The organism is Micromonospora sp. DT15 (assembly GCF_049841475.1).
Lineage (GTDB): Bacteria > Actinomycetota > Actinomycetes > Mycobacteriales > Micromonosporaceae > Micromonospora.
Genome location: NZ_JBNCKJ010000004.1, coordinates 78628 through 99026 on the forward strand (window position 1 = coordinate 78628; position 20399 = coordinate 99026).

Consider the following 20399-nt stretch of genomic DNA (forward strand, 5'->3'; position numbering starts at 1 on the left):
CTCTGAGCTGGTTCTATGTTCGGGTGCCGATGGTCGTTCTTGGTCAACATCGTGCGGCGTTTGACGCCCTGACGCCCTGGAGACGCCCTGAGCGTCGGCTCAGTTACCTCTTCTCGGGTCGGGTTGGCTGTGCCGCCGTGGGCCGTCTCCTGACCCGCGCCCGACGGTTCCGGCTTGGGGGCGGCGGGTACGTCCTGGTGGTGGAGCTGGTGCCGCGACCCGGTGATCCGGTGGCAAGCCAGTCACGGGGTTGGACTGGCGCGGCGGACGAAAGCCCCGACGCACGACCAGGCCGACCCCGCTGGTTTCCGTAGCGGTATTGGTGGTCCCATTCGTGGATGAGGTGGGATGAGTGTGTGCCGGAGTTGCTGGAGCACCTGGGGGAGATGGGTCTGGTCGGGCTGGTCAAGATTGATGGGGAGCGGGAGCGCAAGCCCTGGACCGTGGTGATCTCGGGTCAGCGGCTCGATGGTGCGGCGATAAGGGTCGACGGCCACAGCCTCGATTACTGTCTGCGGCATGTGGTCGTCGCGCTTCACGAGCGCTTCCCAGACGAGCTCGCGCTGAGCTGAGATCCGACCGTGGGCGGTGTCCGGGCGGCTGTCGGTGGCTCACCGCCCCGGCGCCGTAGGCGGCCGGGCGGCTTGCCGCCGGCCGGGCTTGCCGCCCCGCACCTCGCGGAGCGCGGTGCCTTGATAAAGGACAGAGCTATTCGGCAGTCAGATTGCCGACTGCGGCGCTGCCCCATGCGGCAATCCCTTAGGCTTCCGGCCGGGCAAATCCCTGCGAAACGCATAATCGCGGAGAAGTATCGCGTAGTAGCCATGCGTGGAACCGCGGACGGCGATGTAGAGTTCCGGGCCATGGCAACTGGGGATGACGCAAGCCCTGCCGAGTTCTTAGATCTAGCCTGGTCGCACGTCGGTGCATCCTCCGGCGATCTCGACCTGCCTGATCCCATTGCGTTTGCCGATATGCGGCACGCGTGGCCAGTTCAGCGCGAGGCTCTGGCCCAACGCATCCTTAGCGGTGATACGCGGCCAGCGGACCTCGAAGTCATCGAGCTGCCCAAGAATGAGTTACTTGTGCGTCCCCTTGCGCGGGTGAGCCTCGAAAGCCGTCTGATGTATGAGGCTGCGGTTCTTTCGATAATCGAGAAAATCGACAGCCAAATGTCGCATGCCGTTTTCAGTCATAGGTGGCTCGCGTGGGATAAGCGACTCTATGCACCGGTCGCCCGCTGGATGAAGATGCATGACGAGGCCGCAAGCTTTCATCGGGCGAATCCTCATCTACAGATGGCGCGCACGGATGTATCTGCATTCTACGAGAATATCGACTTGGCGATAGTGCTCCGCGAGTTAGATGCTTTGGGTCCTCCCAAGTGGGCCTTTGAAACTATCGAAATCTTTCTGAAATCATTTAATGAATTGAACAACGTTTGGGGGCTTCCGCAGGATTCGATGTCACTGGAGTTTTGGCCAATTTGTACCTCCTTCCCGTTGACCAAATCCTGCATCGCGAGGGCATCACCCACTTTCGGTACTCGGACGATATGCTCCTCTTTGGTGAGGACTGGATGTCCCTCCGGCAAATCATCTTGGAGATAGGTAGAACTCTCCGTGGTCGTCGGCTGGTACTCGCGGGATCCAAGACGGCGATAATATCGAGTAGCGATATTGCTAACGAGCTCTCGGACGTCAGGAAGAACGCAATAAATTACGGTATTGCTACAGGTAGGTCCGAGACTCGTGCTGAACTCCGAGGCTTCTTCGACGATGCCGTTTTGAGTGGCGTTGTCGACAAGCGCGACTTCACGTACAGCCTCACCAAGCTCGGTTCGCTGCGGGACGATTACGCCGTCTCCTGGGTTCTAGAGAACATTGGCTCTGTTCCTCATGCCAGCCGAGAAGCCCTCTCCTATCTCGGAATTTTCCATGAGAAATTCCACTACGGCGCTCGCGTTGCCGACTTTATTTCAAATAGCAAGCTCTCCTTCTATCCATTCGCTCAGCAGCACGTACTCCTCTACCTGATAAGGAACCAGGTAGTTGATGAGTCGGCCCTCAAAGCGGCGTGGCAATTGCTGATAGACCGAAATACCGCCGGCTTCGTGAGAGAATTCGCCGCCCGATACCTAGGGCTTTTCGGGGGCTCAACCTACGGCATATGGCTGAGAAGCCAGTTCAAGGATGAGCGAGACCCGAAGGTTCGGAGGGCACTCCTAGTCGCCTGCTACGAAGCAGGGAACTCTGAGCAGGAGATGCTGAACCTGGTCTCTAGATCATCCCCAGAGCTTCGCCTTATAGCTGATTTCCTGAAGACAAGCCCCGGAAGGCTCCCAGTCCCGACGACAGGTAGGTTCCCGTATGGACGCATCAGATCTCCGCGCTGAACTTGAGAAGGAGTATGCGCGACTTTATGAGGACTGCAATTATTCTTCCCTGACGTATTTCAACGCTGCTAAATCAGCAGAGCTCTGGGGCAAAGGTGTGGTCTTCGGGCCTGCCGTGGTCAGTGCTCTTGCGTCGTTGCTAGTCGCGTTTAACCAGCCTAGGCAGTTAAGCGCCTTGGGTGCGGTAGCAAGTGCAGTGGTGGCGACTGCTACGTTCTTGGGTGCTGGGAAAAGGGCGGATTCGCTCAAGGATTCTGCAAAAAGACTGACGGCTCTACGCCATAGAGTCCGCCTCGAGATGGTGCTCGCTCCGGGGCGAGAGAGCGATGCCACCGAACGGATCATCCGAGAGCTTCGCGAGGAGTACTTTGCAATCATCGCTATGAACGAGGTCGTATCTGACCGCTTCTTCAAGCGCGCCCAGGATCAAATAAATAAGGGAGTTTTGGAATACGATTAACGACCTGACCTGGCACCTATTCAACAATATCGCATATCTGAGGTAAGCGGGTGCTATCCTTCTTCAACGCGCTTTTCGCAATACCGGCTATGGTTGGAATGATGTCCCTCGCATATGGGGCCTTCGCATTTATCTATCAAACAACCGAGTATTTCGTCCTGCGCAACATGGCCAGCGAAGTTTATCGGCTGCACGCCTATGATCCAGAGTATGTTAGATCGGCCATAACTCTACCGGGTTTTTCAGTCTTCGTCGCTATCATGGCGGGCATCGGAGTCAACCTGACCACTAGCGGCAGCAATGCGGATGTCCTTGCGACTGGTGTTACATTGACGATTCTCAGCCTTCCTATGGCGTGGTGGATTGGCTTCGCGGTGATAACTAACTCTAGTAAAAACCTGAGCAGGTCGCGCTGGGTGTTGCTGCGCCTCGCACGTATTTCAACCGCCTTGGACGATCCATTCGTCACGTCTGATCAGTTAATTCTGCTCATACCCGAGGTTCGTCGACTCCGAAGCGCAGGAGCGCGTCTGTCCGACTGTCGAGGCAGGGTTGACTTCAAGTCTTGGGTAAGCGGGAGACTGCGGGACCAAGGTGACCGCGCCTTTGTTGCGATATTGTACGGTGCACCAGCTTTCACCGTATGGGTGATAGGTTCGAACATCGCCACTAGAGGGCTGCCGGATAGTCCATGGGCGACTGGGGTCCTCGCTGCCTTGATCTTTGCAGGGATATGCGGCGGACTTGCCGCGCCGCTACTTTGCTGGATGAATTACCGCAAGAGATGTCTGCATTTCGGCAGTCATCTTAGAGGGGAAGCAAACCGGGTCCTGCGTCGCTTGGAGCGAATACAAGCCAAGTCTCTGCCTCGACCGTTGAAGGCGGCTTCTGAGGAGAAGGCCGGTGGAGCCCTGAAACGCCGAGTGCGGGATGCCCTACGAAGGCTTTGGTCGAGTTGACCTCGCGGCGAGTAAGCATTTTAGCTGTGCTGGGGACTTCGCGCTAGGTCTCCGCTTACCCGGCGCAGCTATTGGTGGCCACGCCTGCGAGTCAGGCCCAACCATTCCCAGCCTCTGATGCGGCGGCGCCTCAGAATGTTGCCTCGGCGGAAGTCGAGGCGGTCAACGTAGGTGAGTCGTCCGCGTGCATCAAAGGTTCCAAGAGATCATCGTGGGATGGTTCGGCGGGTGCGGGGGCCGAGGCATGACGGTGACGCGCCGCGCCTTTCAAGTTGCAACGGCATGTGCGATCCGGGCTGGCACCGCTGATCAGGCCGATGAGACTGCCGCCTCAACTGTTTGAGGATCGGCAGGTGGGCGTTCCGGCGGTGGTTGACCGCCCGATGCCGAAGCCGACGTGGTCGCTTGCCACAGGCCGGGCTTCCCGGAGCGTGCGAAGTTGGCGTTGCGTCGGTTACGGTCGCTCGGTGACCTGGGCGACGAACGCCGCCCAAGCAGCGGGGGCGAAGATCAGTGCCGGTCCGGAGACGTCCTTCGAGTCGCGCACGGCCACAACACCGGGCAGGTTGCTTGCCACCTCGACGCAGTTCCCGCCGCTCGCGCCGCTGCGGGTGGACTTGCGCCACCGGGCGTTACTGAGGTCCATGATGGCTCTCAACTTCCTTCAGCAGGTCGATGGACTGCCGGCGCGGTAGAGCCTCGTTCCGGACGCTCTCCCACCTTGCCTGAAGCGTAGCTACATCATCGTCCTTGTCGATGACGTCCCCGCCAAGCTGGTTTTCGAGGTGGCCGACCCACACGCCCTCGCTGGACCGAGCCAGCGCGAACGGTCCGGACAGCCCGATGTGCAGGCCGCTGCCGATCGGGATGACGTGGACGTGAACGTGCGGAAGCTCGCCCATCGCCACCAGGTGAGCCACCTGCTGGGCCATGATCCCGCCCAGACCATCACCCGTGCGCCGGATCGCGGCTTCGTCCAGCACGGCGACGAACTGCGGCCGACGCTCTCCGGTCAGGATCGCCTGCCGGCTCATGCGCCCCTGCACGCGCTGCTCAACCTCGTCATCGGTGAGGCTTTCGACTGTTCGCAGGACGGTACGGGCGTAGTGCTCCACCTGTAGTAGACCGGGAATCAGGTTGGGCTCGAAGTAGCGAAGCTGTGTCGCTTCGCGCTCAGCGTCCAGCCAGGGCAGGAACCACGACGGTGCGCCGAACTTCGTCGCCAGGCGCTCGAAGAGCCCACCGTTGTTGAGCCCTCGATCGGCACCCTTGATGAAGTCGATCGTCAGCGCTCGCGTGCCGCTCTCCACGGCACTGACATGGGAGGCACTGAAGCCCGCAGCGCGGCCGAAGGACTCTTGCGTCATGCCGGAAGCCCCTCGGGCGCGGCGGATCTCGCCAACGATGAACGCCGATAACGGCCCTGGTACGTCAGCCATACAACGCCCCTCAACTCAAAGATCGACTACCCGAGGTGCCACACGTCGGGACCCTGTTAGGCCAGGTCAGCCCGGACGCCGGAACCACCTTCCGAGCGTAGTGGCCTCCACAGCAGAGTGTCACCAAGCGGCGCAGCTGGCAGGCCCACCAGATCCGGCGGTCGCGTTCGTAGCGGGGCTGCTCCCGACGGGCGAGCACTCACGGGAGCGGCCCCTTCCCAACGGCACCAAGGGGAGACCGTGCCCGACGACAAACCCGAGAAGATCGGGAAGATGAAGGCCGGCGACGTGGTCCTCCTGACCACCGCGGCGAGCGTGCAGTTCCTGCGCCCGATCTTCGTACGGGTCATCCGCGAGCTGCCCGAGCGGCACACGTACGACGGTTGGGTCTGGATTGAGGGTTACCAGCTGAACGCGGCCGGCGACGCGGTGGCGCGGCGCGAGCTGTACGTGATGCGTGCGGGCGTGCGCTTGCAAGCCCTGCCCGTCAAACCGACCAGGCCAGCCAAACGCCGACGGCGTCCGGTGCGAGTCGGATGACCGCGCGCCCTCGCCCGCACCTGCCGATGCGCCCGGCGTGGCGGTGCCGCAACTGCGCCGCGCCCTGGCCGTGCGGCCCGGCGCAGCTCGCTCTCGTGACCGAGTTCTACGGCCATTCGATCGCGCTGGCGTTCTACCTGGCCGCGTCGATGCAGGAGGCGATCGACGACGTGTACGGCCTGGGGCTGTGCCCGGACCTGCCCGCGATGCACGCCAGGTTCCTCGGCTGGCTGTCGCTGGCCCGCCGGCCCCACCGACGCTGAGCCCAGCCAGGCAACGAACCGGCCGGGTGGGTTGCCCCACCCGGCCGGTGTCCGGATCCCTGCGAACGGGTTCTAGTGCTTCTTGAACACCGGCATGGTGTCCAGCGTGGTGGTGATGTTCTGCGTGGTGCCGCCCCGGTACGTCTTCCCGGTGAAGATGTCGGTCCAGCTGTTGCCCGGCGGGAACCACACCGACGTCGTGGCGGTGGTGCCGGGCGTCGTCACTGGTGCCACCAGGTAGTCCGGGCCGTAGAGGTACTGCGAACCGGCGGTGGCGTACGCGGCCTGCTCATTCGGGTAGGCCAGGTACATCGAGCGGACGATGGGCGTACCCGTGCGGGTGGCCTCCTTGGCGGCGGCGTAGGTGTACGGCAGCAGCTTCTCCCGCAGGTTCAGGAACTTCTTGGCCGACGTGTTGGCCTCCGGGCCGTACTGCCAGGGCAGCCGGTCGCTGTGGTTGGAGTGCAGGCGGTCGATCGGCTGGAACGTGCCGAACTGGACCCACCGGGCGTAGAGGTCGTCGGGCAGCTTGGTGCTGCCCGGTTCGCTGCCCGGCTCCTGGAGGCCGCCGGTGTGCCCGCCGATGTCGTGGCTGACCGCGGCGAGCCCGGTCGCGGCCGACTCGCCCGGCGTGTAGCCGACCTCCATCTGGAGGGTCGACCAGTCGGAGGTGGTGTCGCCGGTGAAGTGCAGGGTGGTGCGCTTGTCGGCCCACGGGCCGGTCGACACCGGGGTCGGGCTGCTGTAGCCGCCGGCCTGCAACGAGCCGTACGCCCGGGAGAAGGCGAAGCCGGTCTTGTCGGCGTACTGCTTGTTGATCCACGCGTCACCGGTCACGCCGGCGAGCGACGACTTCGTGTTGTCGCAGCACCAGTCCAGCCACCACAGGTCCGGGCCCTTGCTGCCCTTCGGGATCATCCCGTCGTGCAGCTGCATGTATGCCGTGAGCTGGTCCGAGTCGCCGAAGTCGAACGTGTAGCAGTCGGGGCCGCCGTTGCAGCCGACGCGCTGGAGCTTGCCCTTCGCGGTGGCCTGCGCCTGCGCGAACTTCGGGTCTGAGCCGAGGATGCTGGGGTGGATGTTGATGCCGGTGTGCAGGCCCTGCTTCTTGGCCCAGTCGAAGAACGCCTTCGGGTCGGGGATCCGGGTGGGATCGATGCTCCAGCCGTTCCACTTGTCCGGCGCCTTGACGTCCGTGTCGAGAACAAGAACATCAAGGGGTACGCCTTCGGCCTTCGCCCGGGCCACCAGCTCCTGGAACTCGGTGGCGGTGCGGTCGTAGTACTCGGAGTACCACACCCCGTACGCCCACTTGGGCAGCAGCTTCGTGGGTCCGGTCAGGGTCGACAGGTCCTTCAGCCCACGGGTGAAGTCCTGCCCGTACGCGAAGACGTAGCCGTCCTGCTCGGGCGCCGGCCGGGGCTTGGTGGTGCTCAGGGCCGAGGCCGAGTCGTCGAGCAGGTACCAGCCGTCCTGGTAGAGCAGGCCCGGAGCGGTGAGCGCGGAGCCGGTCACGCCGTCCAGGCCCCGGCGGTAGCCGCCGAGCGGCGCGTGCGGGGCGAGCAGTGGGGAGCCCTTGCTCGTGACGGCGACCGTGTCGACGTTGACGTTGCAACTGGCGTCCGTGGGGCAGCCCAGCGTCACGGTGTTGGTGCCTCGGTCGAGGTGGACCGGCACGGAAACGCTGTTCCAGTAGTCCCATCCGCTGGTCGGCGGAAGGGTCGCCGTGACCGGCGTCGCCGTTCCCGCGCTGACCGACATGGTGCGCGTCTGGCTCGGCTGGGCGCCGGCCTGACCGTTGGCGTAGCGGATCTGCACCTGGTAGTCACCGGCGGACGGAACATCCGTCACGGTGAGCGCGGCGGCGGAGGTGGTGCTCTCCAGGCCGGCAAGGAATCCCGTACCGGATGCGCCGTTGTGGTCGTTCGCGGGCCTCGCGCCGCCGGTCAGCGCGCCGGTCTCGGCCTCTCCCAGCGTGCCGAACCGCAGGGGCTGCGGCTGGGGCGGGGTCGGTGCCGGGAACGCATCACCCGGGTTGACCACCGCGAGGCTGTCGACGTTCACGTTGCCGGAGTCGTCGGGACCCCGCACGACGCTGATCTCGTGCCGCCCGGCGGTGAGGTCGACCGGCACGGTGGCCAGGCCCCAGGTGTCCCAGTTGGCGGTGGGCGGCAGCGTCAGCGTGTGGCCGGCGTCGCCGTCGACCCGAACAGTCAGGGTGCGGTCCACGTTCTGGCCGTCGCCACCGGTGCTGTTGGCGTAGCGGACGGCGAGCTGCTTCGTTCCGGCCGCCGGGGCGTCGAGCGCGAAGGTGACCGAGTCGCCGGCCGCGGCGAAACCGGCAGCGAAGCCACGCCCGGTGTACCCCTTGTGGTCGGTGGCCACGCCGGGGCCGTTGAGCTGTAGCGATTCGGCCTCGCAGAGCGCGCCGAACGCGCAGGCCGGGGCGGTGTGGCCGGCCCACGGCTGGCCCTGCACAGTCTGCTTGCCGGCCTTGAGCTGCACGGTGAGGTTGTCGGCGGTGAACGCGCCCGAGCCGACCTGGTACCGCAATGTCATCGCGCCGGTGTCGATGGTGAGCCAACCGTGGTCGACGCGCTTGGTGAACCGCGTCCGGGGGAAATCGTCGCGCCCGACGGCGTTGAAGGTGGCGGCGTCGGTGAACCTGCCGTCCTTCTGGTACTCGGTGCGGATCAGCGTCGGGGACAGCACCTCGAAACGTGCGTCACCCGAGCGTACGGCGTCGTCCTGCGCCCGGTGGCGGCTCGCCTGGGCCGGCGCGGACGGGGCGAGCGCCAGCCCCGTGATGAGGATGCCGGCTGCGGCGGCTGCTGTCGCGCGGCGACGGTGTGAGTTCCGATAGAGCAAGATGCGCTCCTCGTCTCATATGGAAGAAATGAGTCGATGACAACGCTGTCACTCGCTCGAAACGCATGTCAACGGGCCTCGGAGGGTGTCCCTTCTCTCTTTCGTTCACCTGCCGTACTCATCCGGCAGGCGTCCGCTGCGCACGGTGACGTAGACCCGCGCGACCACCAGTTCAGGCGTACGGAGTCCAGGGCTCGGGCTGTTCGGCGTCCCAGCCCAGCTCCTCGAGTGCCCGCAGGACCGCGCCGACGCGGAGGGTCCAGAAGAGCAGGACCTGGTCGCGCTCCTCGACCTCGAAGGCGACGGCGGTCGCCGGCAGCGGGAACCGCCGGTGAAACGGATGGTGCGCCACTGCGGCTACGTAGAAGTGCTCCAGGGTGTCCGACCCGGTACGCGACGTGAAGGTCACAGTGCTGTCGTCGGCGTGCAGCCGCACCGTCGGCCAGACCATTCGCCGGACAGCCCTGAGCGTGTCGCCCCTGGTGAAATCGAGGCGGTCAACGTAGGTGAGTCCGCCGCGCGTATCGAAGGTCTCCGAGATCATCGCCGGATGGTACGGCGGACATGAGGGCCTGTGCCCGGCGGTGGCAGCTACCAGATGTGCGCGCGTTCGTCGATGAACCGGGTCGGTTCGCCGAGGAAGGTGTCGGCTGGAACCGCGCCATGGGCCAGGTTGAGCGTGTCCAGACGGTATGTCGTGGCGCCGCCATTCATCCCGGCGAAACGGTAGTTGATGTGCCAGCGCAGCCATTCGCCGCGGGCGAGTCCCACGGTGGGCGGCCGGCGGTGGCGGCGCGGCGCGCCCCATGCCGCCGCGAGCAATTCAACCTGGAGTTGATCAGCTGCCAGTTGGAGACGCACCTCGCTCCGATACGGCGGGTGTGTCAGTTCCTCGCGAGGCTCGAACCCCACGGCCTCCGAAATCTTGATCTCCTGGACGAACGGCACCGCCCGTTCCGGCAGGACGAACGACACCGGCACGGCGTTACGCCGGGTCGCCTCGGCTCCGCCGCGCGAACGCTTGGTCCATGACGTACGGACCCACTGCACCACGGCATCCACACGGCGATGCTCGGTCGCTAGAGGTCCTGACGCAACCCAGATTCGCCCTGCCACTCGGCTTTCATGAAATCGGGGTGTCCGACGGCTGGGGAAGGGCCGACTTCCTGAAAGCCGAGTGGATCAACGGTCGTCCGGGCTCGACCGACGGCAAGGCGGTGGGCTACCTGACCGTGCAGACGTTCAGCAGCGGGGGCGGTCGAGTGGCGCGGCACCGGCGAGGGCTTCGATTGTCGTCGTGGGTGCGACCGATTCCGCTGCAGTCGGTGAGGGCGCAGCGCTGGGGGTCGGCGGGGCCGGGGGTGAACTGCTGGGCGTGGGGGAGACGCTGGCGAGGGTGGCCGTGCTGCGTTGCACCTGCTTGGTGACCAGGCGGATGCCGGTGGCGGTCGCCTGGCGTCCGTACACGTCGGTGACCCTGATGCTGTACGGCCCGGGGCCGATTCCGCCCTCGATGGCCCAGTGGTTGTCGCTCTGCCGGGCGGCCTTGCGGAAGCCGCCGCCCGACCCTTTCGCCTCGACCGAGCGCAGTGGGTTGCCGTGGTTGCCGACCTGCACCGCGAACCAGTATTTCGAGGTGCCGCCCTTCATCCGGAAGGTGAGCCCTCCGTCGAGCGGTGGGTTCACCACCGCCCGGTACGTCACCGACGCGATGCCCTGAGACCGGTCCGCGATCCTGGTGAACGCCTCGGTGGACAGGTCGATCTTGCTGGGTCCGCAGCCGCCGCACTGGTCCATCACCATCACCCGGACCGTGCCCTTCGGGCCGCTCACCTCCAGGTAACTGCCGCAGGCCGCCGATCCGGAGTACTGGGATGCGCCGAGGGCCACGTAGAGGCGGTCCGCCGGCGGGCCGGGGAAGGAGCAGTTGCCGCCCGAGCGGCCCGCGTCGTAGAAACTGGCCTTTCCCTTGTGGACGGCGTTGCCCGTCGGTGGTGCGGCGCAGGCCGGGGTGGCACCGCCGCGCACGGCGAGGGTGATGCCCAGGACGGCGGCCAGGGCGGTGATGCCAGCACCGGCCAACCAGTGCCGGACCCGCCGGCTGAACCGAGGCCTGCCGGTGTCGCCGGCCGGAGTGTCGTTGTCCGGGGCCGTGCCTGGTGCCGTCACGGCGCCTGATGTTGCCGCACCCCGCTGTGACAGCGCAAAGCCGTCCCACAGGTCGTCACTCGCTGGATCGGCGCGGGCGCAGTCCGTTGAGGGCGGTGCTGACGACGAGGTCGGCGTACTCGGCGGTGAGCGGCCCGCTGCGGTGCTGCCAGCGACTGAACAGCGGACCCCAGATCAGGTCCACCGCTACGTCGAGGTCGACGTCGTCGGCGATCTGACCGGCCTGCTGGGCGCTGCGCAGGCGTTGCCGTTTGGCCTCCTTCAGCGGCCAGTCCAACCGTTCGGCGTAGGCGGCCGCCAGCTCGGGGTCGAGTGCGATCTCGGTGGCCAGGGCGCGCATCGGTTGCTCGTACCGGGGATCGTTCATCTCCTCGACCGTGGCGCGCAGCACCACTGTCAGGTCCGCCGCCAGGTCGCCGGTGTCCGGCAGCGTCGGCGGCCCACCCTCGGTGGCCTCGCTGAGCATGAGGAAGGCGTCGAAGATGACAGCGCCCTTCGACGGCCACCAGCGGTAGATGGTCTGTTTGCCGACGCCGGCCCGCGCGGCGATGCCCTCGATGCTGAGCTTCGCGTACCCCGTCTCCTGGAGCAGGTCGAAGGCCGCGGTGAGGATGGCGCGGCGGGAGGTCTCCCGCCGCCGGGCCGTGTTGGGCGTCATGGGCCGAACGATAGCACCTAACGAGACGAACCGTCTCGTCTTGACGGTGGTGGTGTCGCGCGCCTAGCCTCGGTTCACGCGAGACGGACCGTCTCGTCTTGAAACGAGGAGAAGCGCATGCGTACCTGGTTCATCACCGGTGCCAGCCGCGGCCTGGGCCGCGCCTTCGCCGACGCCGCACTCGACCGGGGTGACCGGGTGGTCGCCGCCGCCCGGACCATCGCCCAGGCCGACTTCGACGAGAAGTACGCGGACCGGCTGCTGGCCCTGACCCTCGACGTGACCGACCGGGCGGCGGTCATCGCCGCCGTGAACACCGCCGTCGAGCACTTCGGCCGGCTTGACATCGTCGTCAACAACGCCGGCACCCTGTCCATGGGCATGATCGAGGAGTTCACCGAGGCCGAGGCGCGCGCCCAGTTCGAGGTCAACTTCTTCGGCGCGCTCTGGGTCAGCCAGGCCGTGCTGCCACACCTGCGCGCCCAGCGGTCCGGCCACATCGTGCAGGTCTCCAGCATCGCCGCGCTCGGCGGCTTCCCGAGCACCGGCCTGTACAGCGCGAGCAAGTTCGCCCTGGAAGGCATGAGCGAGGCGCTGGCGACGGAGGCGGCGGCCTTCGACATCACCGTCAGCATCGTGCAGCCGGGCGGCTACTGGACCGACCTCTACACCAGTCTGAGCGCCACCACCCCGATGGACGCCTACGCGCCACTACGCGCCGAGCTGGAGCGCCAGTGGGCGGAAGGCTCGATCGACAGCGAACCCCGGCTGGCCGCCGAGGCGTTGCTGCGACTCGTCGACAGCGACGACCCGCCGCTGCGGCTCCTGCTCGGGAGCATGGTGTACGACCTGGCGTTCGACATCTCCCGTCGGCGGATGGACACCTGGGCGGGTTGGGAGCAGGTCAGCCGAGCCGCCGAAAAAGCCGTCGCTGCCCCTGGACGCCCTTGACCGGCCCGCAAACGTCGGCGGGATCAGTTGGTGGACGCCTGGGGTCTAGTCGTGGCGTACCGGGCGGCGACGGTGCGGACGGCCTCGTCGACCACCTGAGCGACGCGTTCAGCGCTCACCTCCCAGCCCGGCACCAGGAGTGTCGGCCAGAAGACGTAGTTGGAGATCATGCCCAGGAACTGGGTGGCTGCGAGGTCCACGTCCTCGATCCGCACCGTTCCCGCCTCGTGCTCAGTCAGGAGGTAGCTGCGTACGGACTCGTAGTAGGGCAACTTCCCGTGCGAGAACTGCGCCTGGGCCAGCTCGGGGAACCGCGGCAGCTCGGCGATGACGATTCGGAACAGGTCGGTCATCTGGGGCTGGCTCAACAGCTTGGCGTAGCGGCGACCGATGGTGCCGAGCCCGTCGACGACGTTGCCTGCTGGCGGAGGGTCCTCTTCGTCGGCTGTTGACCAGGACTCGGTGACGATGGCGTCGAACAGGGCGGCTTTGCTCGGGAACTGCTTGAACAAGGTGGCCCGCGAAACGCCCGAGCGCTCTGCGATCTGCGCCAGCGACGTCCGGTCGTAGCCCAACTCGAGGAACAGCGCGGTCGCGGCCGTCACGATCAGCGCGCGCTTCTCCTGGGCGACGCGCTGGTGATACGTCGTCACGACCCTGCTCATGAACCGAGCATACGAGGTGAGTGGCTTGACTCGCCATTGCCACCGACCTAGTGTCGGGGCAGTGGTGAGTCGACCGGCTCACCATTGGCCGCCGTCATCGCTGGTGATCCCGGTCATTCACCCCAGCTACCGAAGGAACATCTGATGCCCCGCTTCGACAACCAGACCGTGCTCGTGACCGGCGGGACCGGCGGCCAGGGCTCCAGCCACGTGCGCGCCTTCCACGCGGAGGGAGCGAACGTGGTGATCGGCGGCATCGACGCGGAACGTGGCGCCGCTCTCGTCGACGAGCTCGGGACCCGCGCTCGCTTCGCCCGCCTCGACGTCACCGACGAGAGCTCGTGGTCCGCCGCTGTGCTGGCCGCCGAGAGCGCCTTCGGCGCCCTGAACGTGCTCGTCAACAACGCGGGCGTCCAGAATCCGCCGGCAACGATCGAAAACACGGAGCAGGCCACGTGGTCGCGCATCCTCGACATCAACCTCACGGGGACCTTCCTCGGCATCAAGGCCGCCGCCCCCGCGCTGCGCCGCGCAGCAGGGGGAGCCATCGTCAACATCGCCTCGACGATGGCCCTGGGCGGTACGGCTCACTACGCGCCGTACGTCGCCAGCAAGTGGGCTGTGCGAGGTCTCACCCAAACGGCAGCGCTCGAGCTCGGCCGCGACCACATCCGGGTGAACACCATCCACCCCGGCGTGATATCGACCGCCTTCATCCACGAACCAGCAGCTGGCGCAGTAGCGGCAATCGCCGACTTCTACTCACCCGAGCCGTTCGCCATTCCCCGGCTCGGGGAGCCGACCGACGTCAGCCGTCTTCTCCTGTTCCTCACGTCATCGGACGCGTCGTTCATCACGGGGTCGGAGTACGTCATCGACGGTGGGCTCCTCCTCGGCCCCGCCCTCCAGGCCGAGACCGCATGAGCAGCCCAGATCCGACGACTGAGCAAGTGTCAACTTCGCCGACCATCGCGGTCGGCCAACACTAGGCTCCGAGATATGGCGGCGGCGTGCCCAATCCCAATTGGCACATAAGTCCGGGCAGAGCCTTCACCCCATGATTTCTCCTCGCGAGGCGCAAACCTAGACGGAGAGGAAACACGCATGGCTGTCAAAACCAAGACTCGTCCGGGCACCACGGAGATTCGACCGTTCTCGGTCGACATTCCTCAGGCCGACCTCGATGACCTGAAGAGGCGCATCAAGGCCACCCGCTGGCCGGACAAGGAAACGGTGGACGACCAGTCACAGGGCGTGCCACTCGCGACGATTCAGGCCGTCGCCCGCTATTGGGAGAAAGAGTACGACTGGCGCAAGGTCGAGGCGCGGCTGAACGCCCTGCCGCAGTTCATGACCACCATCGACGGGGTGGATATCCACTTCATCCACGTGCGCTCGAAGCACGAGGACGCGATGCCGCTCATCGTCACCCACGGGTGGCCGGGCTCCGTGATCGAGCAGTTGAAGATCATTGAGCCGCTCACCGACCCCACCAAGCACGGCGCGAGCGCGTCGGACGCCTTCCACCTGGTGATTCCGTCGCTGCCCGGCCACGGCTTCTCCGGCAAGCCGACCGAGTCGGGATGGAACCCGCAGAAGATCGCGACCGCCTGGACGGAGCTGATGAAGCGGCTCGGCTACAACCGGTTCGTCGCGCAGGGCGGCGACTGGGGTGCGGTGATCGTCGACCAGATGGGCCTCCAGGCGCCTCCCGAACTGCTCGGCATCCACACCAACATGCCCGGTGCGATCCCCACCGAGATCGACCTGTTGTTCCAGGGCGACACCACCGGTGCGAACAACGCCATGGGCTCGCTGCCATCGGGGCTCTCCGACGACGAGATGCGTGCCGCCGAGGAAGCCAACTTCGTCTGGAAACACGTCGCGTACGCCCTCATGATGGCGACACGTCCGCAGACGCTGACCGGGCTGGCCGATTCTCCGGTCGGCCTGGCGTCCTTCCTGCTCGACCACGACGCGAAGAGTCTGGCCCTGATCTCGCAGGTGTTCGACGGCGCCAAAGCGGGCCTCACCCGCGACGACATCCTGGACAACATCTCGCTCTACTGGTTGACGAACACCGCGATCTCGGCCTCCCGTCTGTACGCAGAGAACAAACTCTCGTTCTTCGCCGCGAAGGGCGTGAAGGTTCCGGTCGCCGTGAGCGTCTTCCCCGACGAGCTGTACGAGGCGCCACAGAGTTGGGCCGAGCAGGCGTACTCCAACCTCATCTACTACAACAAGCTCGACGTGGGCGGGCACTTCGCAGCCTGGGAACAGCCGAAGATCTTCTCCGAAGAGCTTCGCACCGCCTTCCGGTCGCTGCGCTAGATGGCCGTGCACCTGCCCCCGCTCAACGGGGCGGCCGAGTGGCTCAACTCCGAGCCACTCGGCCCCGCCGACCTGGGCGGACGCGTCGTCCTGGTCAACTTCTGGACGCTGACCTGCATCAACTGGCTGCGCCAGGAGCCGTTCGTGCGTGCCTGGTCGCAGGCATACCGCGATGACGGGCTGGTGGTCATCGGGGTGCACACCCCGGAGTTCGGCTTCGAGCACGAGGTCGACTGGGTGCGGCGGGCGGTGGCGGCCCGATCGATCGACTACCCGGTGGCGGTCGACAACGACTACGCGATCTGGAGCGCCTTCGACAACCACTACTGGCCGGCGCTCTACTTCGTCGACACCGACGGCGTCATCCGCGACGAGCACTTCGGCGAGGGACGCTACGAGCAGTCCGAGCGGGTGCTCCAGCAACTGCTCGGTATCGAGCGGGAACCCGTACCCGTCAACGGGCTCGGCCCGGAGGCGGAGGCCGACTGGAACAACCTGCGGACGCCCGAGACGTACCTCGGTTTCAGTCGCGGCGAACACTTCGCGTCGCCGAACGGCCCGGCGCTCGACGAACGTCGCGCCTACCAGGTGCCGGAGAGCCTCGGCCTGAACCAGTGGGCCCTTGCAGGAGAGTGGACGATCAGGTCGGAGAACGTCGTGCTGGACCAGGCCGGCGGCGGCATCGCCTTCCGATTCCACGCCCGCGACGCGCATCTCGTGCTGGCCCCCGGGGCGGGAGGGCCGATCCCGTTCCGCGTGCTGCTCGACGGCGACCCTCCCGGCCCGTCACACGGCGTCGACGTCGACGTCGACGGTAACGGCGTACTCCAGGACGGCCGGCTCTACCAGCTCGTCCGCCAGGACGGCCCGGTCCGGGAGCGGACCCTGGAGATCACGTTCGGCGAACCCGGGGCGGCCGCGTACGCCTTCACCTTCGGCTGACGCGCAGATCGACAGTGCTCACGGTGCCGGAGACCGGCGAGATGCTGTGCACCTGCGGGCCGGGGCGGAGTCGGGCGTCGCTGGCGTACCGGTCGGCGAGGGCCTTCTCCGCGGTCTCGTCGCCGTCGTCGGCAGCGAGCAACAACGCGGCGATCTCGTCCACGAGCGTGAGGTCGGCGGTGGCGATGTCCTCGGTCATCGCACCGAAGCCGTCCCAGAGCAGCAGTTCGTCCTTCTGCCGGTGGGCCAGCTCGATCAGGACGTAGTCGTGGATGAACCAGTCGCCTCGGATCGGCAGCTCCGGGCTGACGCCGTAGCGCTCGGGGTCGATAGTCCCGGCCCGGTACGCCGACCACACCCGCGCCGCCGAGTCGAAGAGCCCTGCCTTCGGGTCGATGTCGTAGCCGTCGAACCCCCAGTCGCCGGCCGGGTCGAGCTCCGGGTCGGCCCAGACCCACCGGTCGCCGTTCCAGTACTCCACCAGCACATGGTCGTGGTGCCAGTCGGGCGCGAAGTACGAGGCGAAACCGACCCGGCTGCGGCTGGGAATGCCGTGCTGACGCAGCACCGCGACCGAAAGCAGCGTGTGGTCCCGACAGCAGCCTGCCACGCGGTCGACGGCCGGACGCTCCGCCGCGAGGGGCACCGGAAAGCGGGACTGGTCAGTGTCGAGGATGCGGTCCACCCAGCGGCAGTTCACCTCGTCGAGCCGATCGTCGGGCAACTCGACGCCGCCGGCCCGGTAGTGAACGATCACGTTGCGGGCGGTCGCCGCCACGGTGGGGAAGTCGGTCGCCACGGCGTCGAGGAGCCCGCCGTGCCGACCCGGGTCGCTGTACGCGGAGTGTTTCCGGTAGTCATCGAGGTCCATGCGACCAGTCTCCGGTCCGCCACCGTGTCAGGGTCAAGGCGCTTTTTCCGACTAGTGTCGACTGCCGTGACGACTCCCGGGATCACCATCGCCACGCCCGCCTACCGCGCCAGAGTTGTCGACACGCTCGTCGCCGCGTTCATCAAGGATCCGATCCTGCGGTGGCTGTTCCCCGACGAGGAGACCTATCCCCGGTACTGCGCCGCCTTTTTCGGGCGCCTCTTCGACAAGCGGGTGCACCGATCGTCGATCTGGACTATCGGTGGGGGCGCGTCCGTGGCCATCTGGGAGCCCCCGGCCGACCCGTCGGCCCCCGCGCACGGGTCGCCGGAGATATCTCCGTACCCGGCCGACGTGCAGGCCCGCGTGCAGGGCTACGACGACATCCTGCACGACGCCCTGCCCGCGTTCCCGTTCTGGTACCTCGGTGTCCTGGGCACCCACCCGGACAACGCCGGACGCGGTTGGGGTCGTGCCGTGATGCGGGCCGGGCTGGACCGCGCCGCCGCCGACGGCCTGCCGGCGATCCTGGAGACCAGCAACCCGGGCAACGTCGAGCTGTACCGCCGGGCCGGCTGGGAGGTGATGAGCTTCCTGCCGGAGCCCGTACCCACCTGGCTCATGATGCAGCAGCCGCCGCGCTGATCACGCGGCGCGGCTCACCCGAGGGTGAGCGGGACCGGTTGCCCTTGGCGTACGTCGAGGACCGCTCGCTTGCCCAGCGGCTGTGCCAGGTTGAGGGTCGCGTTTCGCGGGGAGCCCAGAAGGGGGCACACCTCGCCGCTGTTGTGGTGCTGCGCGATGACGATGACCACGACGGCGCTGGCCGACTCGACGGACTCCGCGTGGTAGTCGGCGCCACAGCGTCCGGTCGCCGGCCCGAAGGCGCCGGTGAAGTCGACGGTCAACTGCGTACCGGCCCCGCTTGTGGTCGCCGACTCGATGGCGATGCCCGGCGGGGAGTTCCATGGTGGTGGTGTCGGGGTGACGGCGCCAGCGCCGCCTGCGTCGACGACCGCCTGGTCGTATCGGGCCAGAGCCTCCCGTGCCTGCTGACGCAGCTCGCCGAGGCTCTCACCGCGGGGTAGCGCGGCGTCGACAGTGGCGTTCGCGTCGGTGTCACAACCAGCGAGCATCGTCACCGCCACAACCCCGACGACCCAGTGCCAGCGCGCCATCGAAGACCCCTTTTTCCGGCAGAGTGACCGCCAGGATTATCAACCCTCGGCCCGGGACGTTCGGCCCTCCTGCTCGACCTCGGCGTCCGAGCCGGCGAAGATGCGCGCGTAGATCTCGTCGATGACGTCGTTCTTCGCGAGGCTGTAGTCGCGGGGCCGGTGCGCGGTGTCCCGCGCGAGGCGGCGCTTGGTCGCGGCGTACCGCTCCCGGTCGTCCGGATGCGAGCGCAGCCAGTCGCGGAAAAGTTGGTGCCGGACCGGTTCCGGAGCACCCTGCGGCCAGACGTGCAGGTTGACGTCCTCGGCGGGGCTGAGCAGCATCCGGTGCCCGTGCCACCAGGGTTCCCGAAGGACGAGCCGGTACCCGAGCCGTTCCAGGACGGGGAGATAGGTGGCCTCGTCGGCGGTGTCCTCGATGACGAGGTCGACGTCGATGACGGGCTTGGCGGCGAGCCCCGGCACCGCCGTCGATCCGATGTGTTCCACCCCGATGATCAGCTCACCGAGCGCCTCGGTGAGCGACGACCGGACGGCGATGAACCGCTGCGCCCAGGACGGGTCGTACTCCTTGATGACGACGGACTCCCACGTCCGCGGCGGCTCGCCCACCAGGCCGGCGTCGACCTGTTCGGGGGTGCCGTGGAAGCGCTGTACGACGTCCTGCGGATACTCGGCCACGTCGACCTCCTCGGGAAGCGAAGTCCGCCAGGCTACGACACGGCGGTCGCTGTGGCCGCACCCGACCGATGCGGGCATCGGATGTCGGGTGGGCGACCGACCCTGCGACCTAACGTCGGTGTTCGAAAGGGAAGGAGGCCCGGGTGCTGGATCGGCTCAACGAGGCCATGACGTACATCGAGCGTCACCTCGACCGGAAGATCGAGGTGGCGGAGCTGGCGCGGATCGCGCTGACGTCGGAGTACCACTTCCGGCGGCTGTTCTCCGCGCTGGCCGGAATGCCGCTGTCGGAGTACATCCGTCGGCGTCGGCTCACCGTCGCCGGTGCGGACGTGCTGGCGGGGGAGCGGACGTTGCTCGACGTCGCTGTGCACTACGGCTACGGCTCGGCGGAGGCGTTCGCCCGGGCGTTCCACGCCGTGCACGGCGTGGGGCCAGGAGAAGCTCGGCGTACGGGGGCAGCGCTGCGTGCCCAGCCCCGGATGTCCTTCCGACTCACCGTCGAAGGGAGCGGCAGCATGGAGTACCGGATCGTCGACAAGGACGCGTTCGCGCTGGTGGGGCGCAAGGCCCGGGTCCCGCTGGTGCACGAGGGGATGAACCCGGCGATCGTCGCGTTCATCAGGAGTATCGACACGGAGACGACCGAGAGGATCGAGGCGCTCTCCGATCAGGAACCGAAGGGGATCGTCAACGTCAGCGACAACCTCGCCGACAGTCGGCAGGAGGGCACCGAGCTCGACTACTGGCACGGGGTGGTGACCGGCACCGAGCCGCCGGAGGACCTGGACGCGCTGCCGGTGCAGGCGGGGTCGTGGGCGGTGTTCACCACCTCCGGCGCGTTTCCGCAGGCGGTGCAATTCCTGTGGCGTGACGTGTTCACCCAGTGGTTTCCGTCCAACCCGTACCGCAGCCGACCTGGACCGGAGATCTCCCGGGTCCGGGTGTCGGCTGACGGAACCCAGGCGGACGCCGAGCTGTGGATTCCCGTCGAACGGGTACCCACCCCTATGTAGAGTTCCGATACAGTGG

At 66.6% G+C, this 20399-nt stretch carries 23 protein-coding genes; 12 read left to right on the forward strand and 11 right to left on the reverse strand.

The features are described from left to right. Positions 1–356 precede the first annotated feature (356 nt). From ACLQ3F_RS10610 to ACLQ3F_RS10625, 4 genes are all read left to right on the forward strand, one after another. On the forward strand, positions 357–572 hold the full coding sequence (locus ACLQ3F_RS10610; protein ID WP_244220408.1) for a hypothetical protein: 216 nt from the start codon (positions 357–359) through the stop codon (positions 570–572). 291 nt (positions 573–863) lie between these two features. Next, positions 864–1610 carry a hypothetical protein gene (locus tag ACLQ3F_RS10615; RefSeq protein ID WP_425848318.1) on the forward strand — a complete coding sequence of 249 codons (747 nt, stop codon included), beginning with the start codon at positions 864–866 and terminating at the stop codon, positions 1608–1610. Then, complete coding sequence (locus tag ACLQ3F_RS10620) at positions 1556–2395, forward strand: hypothetical protein (RefSeq protein ID WP_425848319.1); 840 nt, start codon at positions 1556–1558, stop codon at positions 2393–2395. Before ACLQ3F_RS10615 ends, ACLQ3F_RS10620 begins: the two co-directional genes overlap by 55 nt. Next, positions 2370–2855, forward strand: coding sequence for a hypothetical protein (locus ACLQ3F_RS10625; RefSeq protein WP_425848320.1), 486 nt, complete (start codon positions 2370–2372; stop codon positions 2853–2855). The genes ACLQ3F_RS10620 and ACLQ3F_RS10625 overlap by 26 nt, the downstream gene beginning before the upstream one ends. A 1413-nt stretch (positions 2856–4268) precedes the next feature. Here ACLQ3F_RS10625 and ACLQ3F_RS10630 read toward each other — a convergent pair. Together ACLQ3F_RS10630 and ACLQ3F_RS10635 are read right to left on the reverse strand one after the other, a co-directional pair. Further along, positions 4269–4460 (reverse strand): DUF397 domain-containing protein, encoded by a 192-nt coding sequence (locus ACLQ3F_RS10630; protein WP_425848322.1) that lies wholly within the window; start codon positions 4458–4460, stop codon positions 4269–4271. Next, a complete protein-coding gene (locus ACLQ3F_RS10635; protein ID WP_425848324.1) occupies positions 4447–5253 on the reverse strand; it encodes a helix-turn-helix domain-containing protein in 807 nt (268 codons plus the stop codon). The genes ACLQ3F_RS10630 and ACLQ3F_RS10635 overlap by 14 nt, the downstream gene beginning before the upstream one ends. Positions 5254–5526: 273 nt before the next feature. On the opposite strand from ACLQ3F_RS10635, the gene ACLQ3F_RS10640 reads away from it, so the two are divergent. Beyond that, the gene (locus tag ACLQ3F_RS10640) at positions 5527–5793 is read left to right on the forward strand and encodes a hypothetical protein (RefSeq protein WP_425848717.1); all 267 of its coding nucleotides are present in this window, start codon (positions 5527–5529) and stop codon (positions 5791–5793) included. Then, complete coding sequence (locus tag ACLQ3F_RS10645; RefSeq protein ID WP_328652709.1) at positions 5790–6056, forward strand: hypothetical protein; 267 nt, start codon at positions 5790–5792, stop codon at positions 6054–6056. Before ACLQ3F_RS10640 ends, ACLQ3F_RS10645 begins: the two co-directional genes overlap by 4 nt. 72 nt (positions 6057–6128) lie before the next feature. Here the strand turns inward: ACLQ3F_RS10645 and ACLQ3F_RS10650 are convergent, their stop codons facing one another. The 5 genes from ACLQ3F_RS10650 to ACLQ3F_RS10670 all read right to left on the reverse strand — a co-directional run bounded on the left by ACLQ3F_RS10650 (position 6129) and on the right by ACLQ3F_RS10670 (position 11751). Then, positions 6129–8924, reverse strand: coding sequence for a TIM-barrel domain-containing protein (locus tag ACLQ3F_RS10650; protein WP_425848326.1), 2796 nt, complete (start codon positions 8922–8924; stop codon positions 6129–6131). Between the two features lie 172 nt (positions 8925–9096). Then, positions 9097–9468 carry a hypothetical protein gene (locus ACLQ3F_RS10655; protein WP_425848327.1) on the reverse strand — a complete coding sequence of 124 codons (372 nt, stop codon included), beginning with the start codon at positions 9466–9468 and terminating at the stop codon, positions 9097–9099. Positions 9469–9515: 47 nt separating this feature from the next. Continuing rightward, entirely contained in the window at positions 9516–9986 is a 471-nt protein-coding gene (locus ACLQ3F_RS10660; RefSeq protein ID WP_425848329.1) for a hypothetical protein, read from the reverse strand. Between the two features lie 180 nt (positions 9987–10166). Next, the gene (locus tag ACLQ3F_RS10665; protein WP_425848332.1) at positions 10167–11093 is read right to left on the reverse strand and encodes an expansin EXLX1 family cellulose-binding protein; all 927 of its coding nucleotides are present in this window, start codon (positions 11091–11093) and stop codon (positions 10167–10169) included. A gap of 55 nt (positions 11094–11148) precedes the next feature. Then, positions 11149–11751 carry a TetR/AcrR family transcriptional regulator gene (locus ACLQ3F_RS10670; RefSeq protein ID WP_425848334.1) on the reverse strand — a complete coding sequence of 201 codons (603 nt, stop codon included), beginning with the start codon at positions 11749–11751 and terminating at the stop codon, positions 11149–11151. Between the two features lie 117 nt (positions 11752–11868). Here ACLQ3F_RS10670 and ACLQ3F_RS10675 point away from each other — a divergent pair, with 117 nt between their 5' ends. Continuing rightward, on the forward strand, positions 11869–12702 hold the full coding sequence (locus ACLQ3F_RS10675; protein ID WP_425848337.1) for an SDR family oxidoreductase: 834 nt from the start codon (positions 11869–11871) through the stop codon (positions 12700–12702). Positions 12703–12725: 23 nt separating this feature from the next. Here ACLQ3F_RS10675 and ACLQ3F_RS10680 read toward each other — a convergent pair whose 3' ends face one another. Then, the gene (locus tag ACLQ3F_RS10680; RefSeq protein WP_425848339.1) at positions 12726–13367 is read right to left on the reverse strand and encodes a TetR/AcrR family transcriptional regulator; all 642 of its coding nucleotides are present in this window, start codon (positions 13365–13367) and stop codon (positions 12726–12728) included. A gap of 144 nt (positions 13368–13511) precedes the next feature. On the opposite strand from ACLQ3F_RS10680, the gene ACLQ3F_RS10685 reads away from it, so the two are divergent. The 3 genes from ACLQ3F_RS10685 to ACLQ3F_RS10695 all read left to right on the forward strand — a co-directional run bounded on the left by ACLQ3F_RS10685 (position 13512) and on the right by ACLQ3F_RS10695 (position 16640). Continuing rightward, a complete protein-coding gene (locus ACLQ3F_RS10685; protein ID WP_425848342.1) occupies positions 13512–14291 on the forward strand; it encodes an SDR family oxidoreductase in 780 nt (259 codons plus the stop codon). 180 nt (positions 14292–14471) lie between these two features. Continuing rightward, positions 14472–15698: an epoxide hydrolase family protein gene (locus tag ACLQ3F_RS10690; RefSeq protein ID WP_425848344.1), complete on the forward strand. Its 1227-nt coding sequence runs from the start codon at positions 14472–14474 to the stop codon at positions 15696–15698. Beyond that, a complete protein-coding gene (locus ACLQ3F_RS10695) occupies positions 15699–16640 on the forward strand; it encodes a redoxin family protein (protein WP_425848345.1) in 942 nt (313 codons plus the stop codon). On the opposite strand, the gene ACLQ3F_RS10700 is transcribed toward ACLQ3F_RS10695, so the two are convergent. Beyond that, positions 16627–17511, reverse strand: coding sequence for a transglutaminase domain-containing protein (locus tag ACLQ3F_RS10700; RefSeq protein WP_357194504.1), 885 nt, complete (start codon positions 17509–17511; stop codon positions 16627–16629). The genes ACLQ3F_RS10695 and ACLQ3F_RS10700 overlap by 14 nt on opposite strands. Positions 17512–17577: 66 nt before the next feature. Between ACLQ3F_RS10700 and ACLQ3F_RS10705 the strand changes: the two genes are divergently transcribed. After that, entirely contained in the window at positions 17578–18156 is a 579-nt protein-coding gene (locus ACLQ3F_RS10705) for a GNAT family N-acetyltransferase (RefSeq protein WP_425848348.1), read from the forward strand. 14 nt (positions 18157–18170) lie between these two features. Here the strand turns inward: ACLQ3F_RS10705 and ACLQ3F_RS10710 are convergent, their stop codons facing one another. Then, positions 18171–18689, reverse strand: a complete 519-nt coding sequence (locus ACLQ3F_RS10710) for a hypothetical protein (protein WP_425848350.1) — start codon at positions 18687–18689, stop codon at positions 18171–18173. Positions 18690–18728: 39 nt separating this feature from the next. Further along, positions 18729–19367 carry a GrpB family protein gene (locus ACLQ3F_RS10715; protein WP_425848352.1) on the reverse strand — a complete coding sequence of 213 codons (639 nt, stop codon included), beginning with the start codon at positions 19365–19367 and terminating at the stop codon, positions 18729–18731. A 143-nt stretch (positions 19368–19510) separates the two neighbouring features. On the opposite strand from ACLQ3F_RS10715, the gene ACLQ3F_RS10720 reads away from it, so the two are divergent. Next, positions 19511–20383, forward strand: a complete 873-nt coding sequence (locus ACLQ3F_RS10720) for an AraC family transcriptional regulator (protein ID WP_357259809.1) — start codon at positions 19511–19513, stop codon at positions 20381–20383. Positions 20384–20399 lie beyond the last annotated feature (16 nt).

Excerpts from the sequence above, each read along its gene's own strand:
- ACLQ3F_RS10680 (WP_425848339.1), bottom strand. The coding sequence starts at position 13,367 with ATGAGCAGGGTCGTGACGACGTATCACCAGCGCGTCGCCCAGGAGAAG.
- ACLQ3F_RS10655 (WP_425848327.1), bottom strand. The coding sequence starts at position 9,468 with ATGATCTCGGAGACCTTCGATACGCGCGGCGGACTCACCTACGTTGAC.
- ACLQ3F_RS10700 (WP_357194504.1), bottom strand. The coding sequence starts at position 17,511 with ATGGACCTCGATGACTACCGGAAACACTCCGCGTACAGCGACCCGGGT.
- ACLQ3F_RS10685 (WP_425848342.1), top strand. The coding sequence starts at position 13,512 with ATGCCCCGCTTCGACAACCAGACCGTGCTCGTGACCGGCGGGACCGGC.
- ACLQ3F_RS10635 (WP_425848324.1), bottom strand. The coding sequence starts at position 5,253 with ATGGCTGACGTACCAGGGCCGTTATCGGCGTTCATCGTTGGCGAGATC.
- ACLQ3F_RS10690 (WP_425848344.1), top strand. The coding sequence starts at position 14,472 with ATGGCTGTCAAAACCAAGACTCGTCCGGGCACCACGGAGATTCGACCG.
- ACLQ3F_RS10625 (WP_425848320.1), top strand. The coding sequence starts at position 2,370 with ATGGACGCATCAGATCTCCGCGCTGAACTTGAGAAGGAGTATGCGCGA.
- ACLQ3F_RS10710 (WP_425848350.1), bottom strand. The coding sequence starts at position 18,689 with ATGGCGCGCTGGCACTGGGTCGTCGGGGTTGTGGCGGTGACGATGCTC.
- ACLQ3F_RS10630 (WP_425848322.1), bottom strand. The coding sequence starts at position 4,460 with ATGGACCTCAGTAACGCCCGGTGGCGCAAGTCCACCCGCAGCGGCGCG.
- ACLQ3F_RS10615 (WP_425848318.1), top strand. The coding sequence starts at position 864 with ATGGCAACTGGGGATGACGCAAGCCCTGCCGAGTTCTTAGATCTAGCC.
- ACLQ3F_RS10645 (WP_328652709.1), top strand. The coding sequence starts at position 5,790 with ATGACCGCGCGCCCTCGCCCGCACCTGCCGATGCGCCCGGCGTGGCGG.
- ACLQ3F_RS10640 (WP_425848717.1), top strand. The coding sequence starts at position 5,527 with ATGAAGGCCGGCGACGTGGTCCTCCTGACCACCGCGGCGAGCGTGCAG.
- ACLQ3F_RS10670 (WP_425848334.1), bottom strand. The coding sequence starts at position 11,751 with ATGACGCCCAACACGGCCCGGCGGCGGGAGACCTCCCGCCGCGCCATC.
- ACLQ3F_RS10675 (WP_425848337.1), top strand. The coding sequence starts at position 11,869 with ATGCGTACCTGGTTCATCACCGGTGCCAGCCGCGGCCTGGGCCGCGCC.
- ACLQ3F_RS10620 (WP_425848319.1), top strand. The coding sequence starts at position 1,556 with ATGCTCCTCTTTGGTGAGGACTGGATGTCCCTCCGGCAAATCATCTTG.
- ACLQ3F_RS10695 (WP_425848345.1), top strand. The coding sequence starts at position 15,699 with ATGGCCGTGCACCTGCCCCCGCTCAACGGGGCGGCCGAGTGGCTCAAC.